The 6,919-nt window shown below is 62.5% G+C and carries 10 protein-coding genes; 4 read left to right on the top strand and 6 right to left on the bottom strand.

Translation table 11 applies throughout. From position 1 onward, the window contains the following. The coding region (tatB, locus tag ACK4TM_RS16435; protein WP_409703318.1) for a Sec-independent protein translocase protein TatB at positions 1 to 155 on the bottom strand (155 nt) is incomplete at its 3' end. Between the two features lie 24 nt (positions 156 to 179). After that, positions 180 to 398: a twin-arginine translocase TatA/TatE family subunit gene (locus ACK4TM_RS16430; RefSeq protein ID WP_409703315.1), complete on the bottom strand. Its 219-nt coding sequence runs from the start codon at positions 396 to 398 to the stop codon at positions 180 to 182. A gap of 195 nt (positions 399 to 593) precedes the next feature. On the opposite strand from ACK4TM_RS16430, the gene ACK4TM_RS16425 reads away from it, so the two are divergent. Continuing rightward, positions 594 to 1,253: a helix-turn-helix transcriptional regulator gene (locus ACK4TM_RS16425; protein ID WP_409703312.1), complete on the top strand. Its 660-nt coding sequence runs from the start codon at positions 594 to 596 to the stop codon at positions 1,251 to 1,253. Between the two features lie 3 nt (positions 1,254 to 1,256). Here ACK4TM_RS16425 and ACK4TM_RS16420 read toward each other — a convergent pair whose 3' ends face one another. Beyond that, positions 1,257 to 2,075, bottom strand: a complete 819-nt coding sequence (locus ACK4TM_RS16420) for a sulfite exporter TauE/SafE family protein (RefSeq protein ID WP_409703309.1) — start codon at positions 2,073 to 2,075, stop codon at positions 1,257 to 1,259. Positions 2,076 to 2,151: 76 nt separating this feature from the next. Further along, positions 2,152 to 3,153: a tRNA dihydrouridine(20/20a) synthase DusA gene (gene dusA / locus ACK4TM_RS16415; protein WP_409703306.1), complete on the bottom strand. Its 1,002-nt coding sequence runs from the start codon at positions 3,151 to 3,153 to the stop codon at positions 2,152 to 2,154. A gap of 181 nt (positions 3,154 to 3,334) precedes the next feature. On the opposite strand from dusA, the gene ACK4TM_RS16410 reads away from it, so the two are divergent. Further along, positions 3,335 to 3,931 carry a methyltransferase domain-containing protein gene (locus tag ACK4TM_RS16410; protein WP_409703303.1) on the top strand — a complete coding sequence of 199 codons (597 nt, stop codon included), beginning with the start codon at positions 3,335 to 3,337 and terminating at the stop codon, positions 3,929 to 3,931. On the opposite strand, the gene ACK4TM_RS16405 is transcribed toward ACK4TM_RS16410, so the two are convergent. Then, positions 3,928 to 4,773, bottom strand: a complete 846-nt coding sequence (locus tag ACK4TM_RS16405) for an SDR family oxidoreductase (protein ID WP_409703301.1) — start codon at positions 4,771 to 4,773, stop codon at positions 3,928 to 3,930. The genes ACK4TM_RS16410 and ACK4TM_RS16405 overlap by 4 nt on opposite strands. An 84-nt stretch (positions 4,774 to 4,857) precedes the next feature. On the opposite strand from ACK4TM_RS16405, the gene ACK4TM_RS16400 reads away from it, so the two are divergent. Together ACK4TM_RS16400 and ACK4TM_RS16395 are read left to right on the top strand one after the other, a co-directional pair. Next, positions 4,858 to 5,211 carry a winged helix-turn-helix transcriptional regulator gene (locus ACK4TM_RS16400; RefSeq protein WP_409703298.1) on the top strand — a complete coding sequence of 118 codons (354 nt, stop codon included), beginning with the start codon at positions 4,858 to 4,860 and terminating at the stop codon, positions 5,209 to 5,211. Positions 5,212 to 5,290: 79 nt separating this feature from the next. Beyond that, the gene (locus tag ACK4TM_RS16395) at positions 5,291 to 6,055 is read left to right on the top strand and encodes an SDR family NAD(P)-dependent oxidoreductase (protein WP_409703295.1); all 765 of its coding nucleotides are present in this window, start codon (positions 5,291 to 5,293) and stop codon (positions 6,053 to 6,055) included. On the opposite strand, the gene ACK4TM_RS16390 is transcribed toward ACK4TM_RS16395, so the two are convergent. Beyond that, positions 6,028 to 6,919: SDR family oxidoreductase (locus ACK4TM_RS16390; protein ID WP_409703292.1), on the bottom strand; the 892-nt coding region annotated here is incomplete at its 5' end. The genes ACK4TM_RS16395 and ACK4TM_RS16390 overlap by 28 nt on opposite strands.

The raw sequence follows: 6,919 nt of genomic DNA, 5'->3' as shown, positions 1-6,919 counted from the left end.
GCTTCCATCGCGCGGGAAAATTCCCGCGCCATGCCACGGGCCTTGCCGGTGAATTGCCCCATCGTGCGGAACATGCCCGGCAAATCCTTTGGCCCGATCACAATCAGGGCCACGATGCCGATCAGCACCATTTCGCTCATGCCGAGACCAAACATGGCCCTACCCTTTCAGGATATGTTTCAGACTTTGTCTTTGGTTTTCTGGTCTTCGGGTGTGACATCGCGGGGTTCAGCCAGACTGTCGTCCAGTTCACGCTTGCTGTCGTCGACGCCACGTTTGAACGCGGTGATGCCCTTGCCGACTTCGCCCATCAGGCTGGAAATCTTGCCGCGCCCGAACAGGACCAGCACGACAACGGCGATCAAAAGAAGGCCGGGAAGGCCGATGTTATTGAGCATGTCTCTCTCCTTTGGCGGGGTTCGCCTTGTAACAGATAGGGATGATTACGCGGTTATAACGACCGAGGGAAGATATTATTCCAAAGAAGTGATCGCGCTGACCCCCTTTTTTCTATGACAATTCCGGTTCTTGTGCCAAAAAACTGTCAGTTGCCAGAAAATTGGCACAAACTGCCATTTTGCACCGGAAAAATCATGCGCCGCGCCGACAGATTGATGCAACTGGTACAGATCCTGCGCGACGGGACATTGCACCGCGCGCAGGATCTCGCACAGGCGGTGGATGTGTCTTTGCGCACGATCTATCGCGATATGGAAACGCTTGCCGCCTCTGGCGTGCCGATTTCCGGCGAACGCGGAATCGGCTATCGCGTCACCGCCGCAATCACCCTGCCGCCGCTGAACCTGACCCTGACAGAGGTCGAGGCGCTGCATTTGGGCCTGTCCGCCGTCGGTGCCGCCGATGATGCCGAACTGGCGCAGGCGGCGCGGCAATTGCTGGCAAAACTGGATGCGGTGATGCCCGAAAAACCCGGCGATAGCGCCGCCGTGCATGGTTTCGCGATCTACCCCTTTGCCGAGGCAACACGCGGCTTTCAGCATCTGCCACGGATGCGGCAGGCGATCCGCACACGGCAAAAGCTGGAACTGACCGCGCAGGGCGAGGCGCGGATCGTCCGACCCCTGGAACTGGATTACTGGGGGCGGCTCTGGACCTGCGTTGTCTGGTGCGAAAAGCGCCGCGATTTCGATGTGATCCGGGTGGACAGGATCACGGCGCTGCGGGTCCTGCCCAGCCTTTTCGTCGGCGAACAGGGCAAGACCCTGGCCGATTACCGCCAGCAGCGCGGCTGATCGCTACCAGCCCAACGCCTTGCGCAGCATGTTCAGTGCGACCAGCGCCAGAAATGCGCCAAACACCTGTTTCAGCGGTTTAGGGTCCATCCAATGCGCCAGGCGCGCGCCCAAGGGGGCCGTGATCAGTGTCATTGCGATGACCAGCACAAAGGCCACCAGATTGATCGCGCCGATGGTCAATGGGGGGGCCACGTCGATGGGCACGAACAGGAATGCAACCGCAGACGGCACCGCGATCACCACCCCGAACCCCGCCGCTGTCGCCACCGCCCGGTGGATCGGCACGCCGAACAAGGTCATCGTCGGCACGCCGAAAGACCCGCCGCCGATCCCCATCAGCACCGACAGAAACCCGATGGCAGGCGACAGCGCCGCGCGCGTGATACCCCCCGGCATGATGGTGCCCAGCCGCCATGTGCTTTTGCCGAAAATCATGTAAAGTGCCACCAGCGCCGCCAGCGTACCAAAGATCGCCTGCAACGTATCCGACCGCAGCGATGCGACGACCAGCACCCCGATCAAGGCGCCGATTGCAATCCCCGGCGCCCATGTCTTGAGAATAGTCCATTCCACAGCGCCCTTGCGGTGATGCGCCATCACCGACCGCGCCGAGGTGACGATGATCGTCGCCAAAGATGTCGCCAGACACATCTGCATCAGTTGCGGGCTGTCATAGCCCAACCCTGCAAAAGCGTAAAAGAACGCCGGAACCAGAACAATACCGCCGCCAACACCCAACAATCCGGCCAGAACCCCGGCAAAGGCCCCGATAACCAGCAGGAATATACCCATCTGGATCAGTAACATCGTCTCTGGCATCTGCTCTCTCCCCGCCTGATGTGCGCTATCGCTACACGCGGTCGCAGACAAAGACCAGAGCCGGAACGCGCCGCGCTCAGGCCGCCTTGTCTGTCACGCAAGACAAGGCCGCCAGCACGGTATCAGGCCCCGCCCCGGCCAGATGCGCGTTTTCCGACAGATGCCGCCGCCAGGCCTTGGCCCCCGGACGCCCCTGGAACATCCCCAGCATATGCCGGGTGATCTGGCCCAGACGGCCACCGGTCTGCAGATGATCCGCGATATAGGGCAGCATCAGATGCACCACCTCTTCGGCGCTGCGCCCGGTGGGGTCGCCATAGATGCGCGCATCGGCATCCAGCAGGATATCGCAGGGCGTGTGATAGGCCGCGCGCCCGATCATCACGCCGTCCAGCCCGCGATCCAGAAAATCCTGCGCCTGATCCAGCGATGTGATCCCGCCATTGACGGACAGATGCAGATGCGGAAACAGCGCCTTCATCGCGATGACAAGGTCATGGTCAAGCGGCGGGATATCGCGGTTTTCCTTGGGGCTGAGGCCCTGCAACCACGCCTTGCGCGCATGGACGGAAAACCGGTCAACCCCGGTGGCGGCGACACGCGCGATGAATTCCGGCAACACCTCTGCCGGGTCCTGATCATCCACACCGATCCGGCATTTCACCGTGACGGGAATATCCACCGCCGCGATCATCGCTGCCACGCATTCCGCCACAAGCGCCGGATTTTCCATCAGCACCGCGCCGAACGACCCCGATTGCACCCGGTCGGACGGACAGCCGCAATTCAGGTTCACCTCGACATAGCCCATATCCTGCGCAATCCGCGCCGCCTGCGCCAACAGGGCGGGATCAGACCCACCCAACTGCAGGGCAACAGGATGTTCCGCCGGATCAAAGCCGATCAACCGGTCGCGGTCACCGTGAATGACCGCCGGCGCCGTGACCATCTCGGAATAAAGCAACACATGCCGCGACATCTGCCGGTGCAGCATCCGGCAATGCCGGTCGGTCCAATCCATCATCGGCGCGACGGACAGGCGGGATGCCTTTGAAAGCTGCATATCTGTTGTTTCCATCGGTCCTTCCAACCTCACGGGCGGGTATCGGTCAAAGCTGATCATTTTGTTTCGGGGGCCAATACGACATGTGGCGCGGGAATCATAGTACAGAGCATGGTCCGGTATCACCGGCACCCTGACCATGATCCAAGCGCGTCACGGCAATTGCCTTTTGCGCCATCCCCCGCGATAGAGACGCATGACCACTTACTTGCACGAAGACCGGCTGCAATCCGTCCTGAAAGCGATCCGCGACAGCGGCGCAGCACGTGTGCTTGATCTGGGGTGCGGCGACGGCGATCTGTTCGTGCGGCTGGCCCTGATGCCGGACCTGACGGAACTGGTGGGACTTGATATCTGCACCGCATCACTCGACCGGCTCCGGGCAAAGTTGCGGCAACTGGATGTGCAGGCAGGCAAGGTCGATGTGCGCCACGCCTCGATGATCGATCCGACGGGGGATCTGGCAGGCTATGATTGCGCGGTGCTGCTGGAAACCATCGAACATATCGACCCTGATCAACTCTCACGGCTGGAACGGGCGCTGTTCAGGGTCCTGCGCCCCACAACCATCATCATCACCACGCCGAATGCCGAATTCAACCCGCTGCTGGGGGTGCCCAGCCACCGGAGGCGCCACCCCGATCATCGCTTTGAATGGGACCGCGCGCGGTTCCGCCAATGGTGCGGGCGCGCGGCCGTCGTGGCGGGCTATACCGCCAGTTTCCATGATATCGCGGGCGCGCATCCGACCCTCGGGGGGGCCAGCCAGATGGCGGTCTTCACCCGGACTTAGGCAAGTGCTGCGCGCACGGCCTGCGCAAGCGGCGTGGTCGGCCCGCCCAGCAGCCTGTTCAGCGTACCGGATGTATCAGCAAGCCAGCCTTCATGCGCCTTCACATCCACATCGACCAGAACGCTGGCAAAACCCGCAGGCAGGCCAAAACTTTCCAGAATGCCCTGATACACATCCCCCGGCAGGTTGTTATAGGGGATCTGCTTGCCGGTCTGGCGCGACACCTCTGCGGCGATATCGGACAGGGTGATCGTTTCATCCCCGGCCAGTTCATAAATCTGGCCTTCATGCCCGTCACCGGCGGCGACCACCGCCAAGGCCTGCGCATAATCCCCGCGCGTCGCGGGGGTAAAGGGCGCATCCCCCGCCGCCCCGATCAGCGCCCCGGCATCAATCGCACCCGCCAGATTGCCGGTCCAGTTTTCGCTGTACCAGCCGTTGCGCAGGATCGTCGCCGTCAGACCGGCATCGCGGATCGCCTGTTCCGTCGCGCGGTGGTCGGCAGCGATCAGCATGGGCGACACGTCAGCCTTCAGGATCGAGGTATAGATGATCCGCCCGACGCCTGCGGCCTTGGCGGCGTTGATGACATTGCGGTGCTGGCCCACCCGGTCGTTGAAATCGCTGGAGGAAATCAGCGCCAGCACATCGACGCCGTTCAGCGCGTCCGCCATGGCGTCGGGCGCGGTATAGTCAAAGGCGCGGGCAGTGACACCCAGATCCGCCGCTTTGGCCGGATCGCGCGCAAGGGCGATGATCTGCGCGGGGTCCGTCAGGGTTTTAAGGTGGGCGATGGCCAGACGGCCCAGTTGGCCGGTGGCACCGGTTATGGCGATGGTCATGGAAAGCTCCGTTCATTGATTGACACCGCACAGATAACGGCATACGCACGAAAAGGAAGTACCCACATTTTTGTAAGTATTAAAATGGCCAAAGACCTGACCCCCGATGTCCTGAACCACCTTTGCCCGTCGCGGCAGGTGCTGAACCATGTGACCAGCCGCTGGGGCGTGCTGGTGCTGATCGCCCTGCAGGACGGCACCTTGCGGTTCAGCGCGCTGCGGCGGCGGATCGGCGGGGTGTCGGAACGGATGCTGACACAGGCGCTGCGACTGTTGGAGGAAGACGGCTTTGTCCGCCGCACAGCGCATCCGGTCGTGCCGCCGCATGTGGAATACGATCTGACCCCGCTGGGGGTCGCGGTGGCGGCCAAGGTCCATGCGCTGGCTACCTGTATCCAAGACAATCTGGGACAGATCATGGCGCAGCGCAAAGAATAGCCGCCCGCTTTGGTTGAAACCTTGGCCCCGATCAGGACATAAGGGGGGCCAAAGCAACCCCAGCACACAGGCGGACATCATGACCAGAACAGCGATCATCACCGGCGGATTGTCGGGCATGGGCCTTGCCATTGCCAAGGTATTGCATGGGCAAGGCATCACGATTTGCATCGGCGCGCGGCGCGGTGGCGATCAGGCGGCGGTTGACGCCCTGCACGATTCCATCGGCGCGCCGGTGCTGGTCGCAGCACTGGATGTGCGCAGCACCGACAGCGTGGATGCCTTTGTCGCGCAGGTGACGCAGGCGCATGGACAGGTCGATATCGTGATCAACACCGCCGGTGTCTATGAAGAATCCCCCGTGATCGGCCATAGCGACGATCTGTGGGATGCGACCATCGACACCAATCTGACCGGCACGTTCAAGATGATCCGCGCCGTGCTGCCCGGCATGAAGGCGCGCGGCTGGGGGCGGATCGTCAACCTCGCTTCGGTTGCGGCGCATCAAGGCATGGCGAACAATGCCGCCTATTGCGCGTCAAAGGCAGGGCTGCTGGGCCTTGGGCGCTGTGTCAGCCTTGAAGGGGCCGCGCATGGCGTGACCTGCGTCAGCATCAGCCCGACCTGGGTCGAAACCGAAATGCTGAAACAATTCATCGATCAGGAAATCGCCGAAACCGGCGCCCCCCGCGCCGATATCCGCGCGAAATACGAGGCGTCGAACCCGCAAGGCGCACTGGTCCAGCCAGAGGAAATCGCGGGTCTTGTGGCCTTTCTGGTCAGCGACGCGGGCCGCGCGATCACGATGGAAGATATTCAGGTAAACGCCGGATCATTGTGGTGATGCGGCACTGACCCCAGCCGCGCCGCGATCAGCGCGTCAGGGTCAGACACAGCATCGAAACCCTCACCCGTGATCTGCCGCCACGCCGCACTGGCCGCATCATGGGTCAGCGTCGCAGTCGCCCGCAGGACCGACAGATCAGCAGCGATCAGCGCGCGTTCCCCGTCTGACAAGGGCGCGTCGCGCAGCCAGACTTCCACCGGCAGCACCGGCATATCAGGCGGGCTGGCATAAATATCCGGCGTCAGGTTGAAATAGCGCAGCCCTTCTGCCCGTGTCAGATCGGCCAGAAAGCGCGCGGCGGCCTGCACGGCGATCATGCGAAAGGTCAGCCCCTCGGGCACCGCCTGCATTCCGGCGCAGGCTGCCATGATGATTTCATAGATGTCGTTCGGATTGGGATTTTCCAGATCATAAAGCGACGGCAACCGCACCACCGCCGCATCGACGCCGGACTCGGCGATCAGCGCCTCTGCCGCGACCTTGGCCGCACCATAGCCGGAAATTTCCGGGAAAGCGGTCGCAACCCCCTCGGGATAGCGCCCGCCCTGATCGGCGAAGACCGCCGTCGAGGATGAAAACCGCAGATCCGCCCCGGCGTCTGCGCAGAATTGCAGGATATTGCTGATCCCGGCCTTCGACCAGCTTTCCATATGATCGCGGTCCACGGCAAGATTCACCATTGCCGCGCAGTGAATCACCGACCGGGTATTCTGCGCCAGGCTGGCATAATCGGCCCCGGGCAGGCCGAAACGCGCATCATCCATCGCCGCAGGCACCAGCACCAGCCGGGCGGCGTCTACGCCCTGTTCACCCGCAATCGTGTGCAGGCGTTCCAGCGGATCGCGGCGTTTGGGACGGATC

Origin of the sequence: Yoonia sp. (genome assembly GCF_046292185.1) — a bacterium.
In the GTDB taxonomy this organism is placed as follows: Bacteria; Pseudomonadota; Alphaproteobacteria; order Rhodobacterales; family Rhodobacteraceae; genus Yoonia.
Note: the sequence above shows the minus strand (reverse complement) of the source record. Positions and strands in the feature narration are given on the sequence as shown.

Coding starts and splice junctions, on each gene's coding strand:
- ACK4TM_RS16430 (WP_409703315.1), bottom strand. CDS start 398: ATGCTCAATAACATCGGCCTTCCCGGCCTTCTTTTGATCGCCGTTGTC.
- ACK4TM_RS16425 (WP_409703312.1), top strand. CDS start 594: ATGCGCCGCGCCGACAGATTGATGCAACTGGTACAGATCCTGCGCGAC.
- ACK4TM_RS16420 (WP_409703309.1), bottom strand. CDS start 2,075: ATGCCAGAGACGATGTTACTGATCCAGATGGGTATATTCCTGCTGGTT.
- dusA (WP_409703306.1), bottom strand. CDS start 3,153: ATGGAAACAACAGATATGCAGCTTTCAAAGGCATCCCGCCTGTCCGTC.
- ACK4TM_RS16410 (WP_409703303.1), top strand. CDS start 3,335: ATGACCACTTACTTGCACGAAGACCGGCTGCAATCCGTCCTGAAAGCG.
- ACK4TM_RS16405 (WP_409703301.1), bottom strand. CDS start 4,773: ATGACCATCGCCATAACCGGTGCCACCGGCCAACTGGGCCGTCTGGCC.
- ACK4TM_RS16400 (WP_409703298.1), top strand. CDS start 4,858: ATGGCCAAAGACCTGACCCCCGATGTCCTGAACCACCTTTGCCCGTCG.
- ACK4TM_RS16395 (WP_409703295.1), top strand. CDS start 5,291: ATGACCAGAACAGCGATCATCACCGGCGGATTGTCGGGCATGGGCCTT.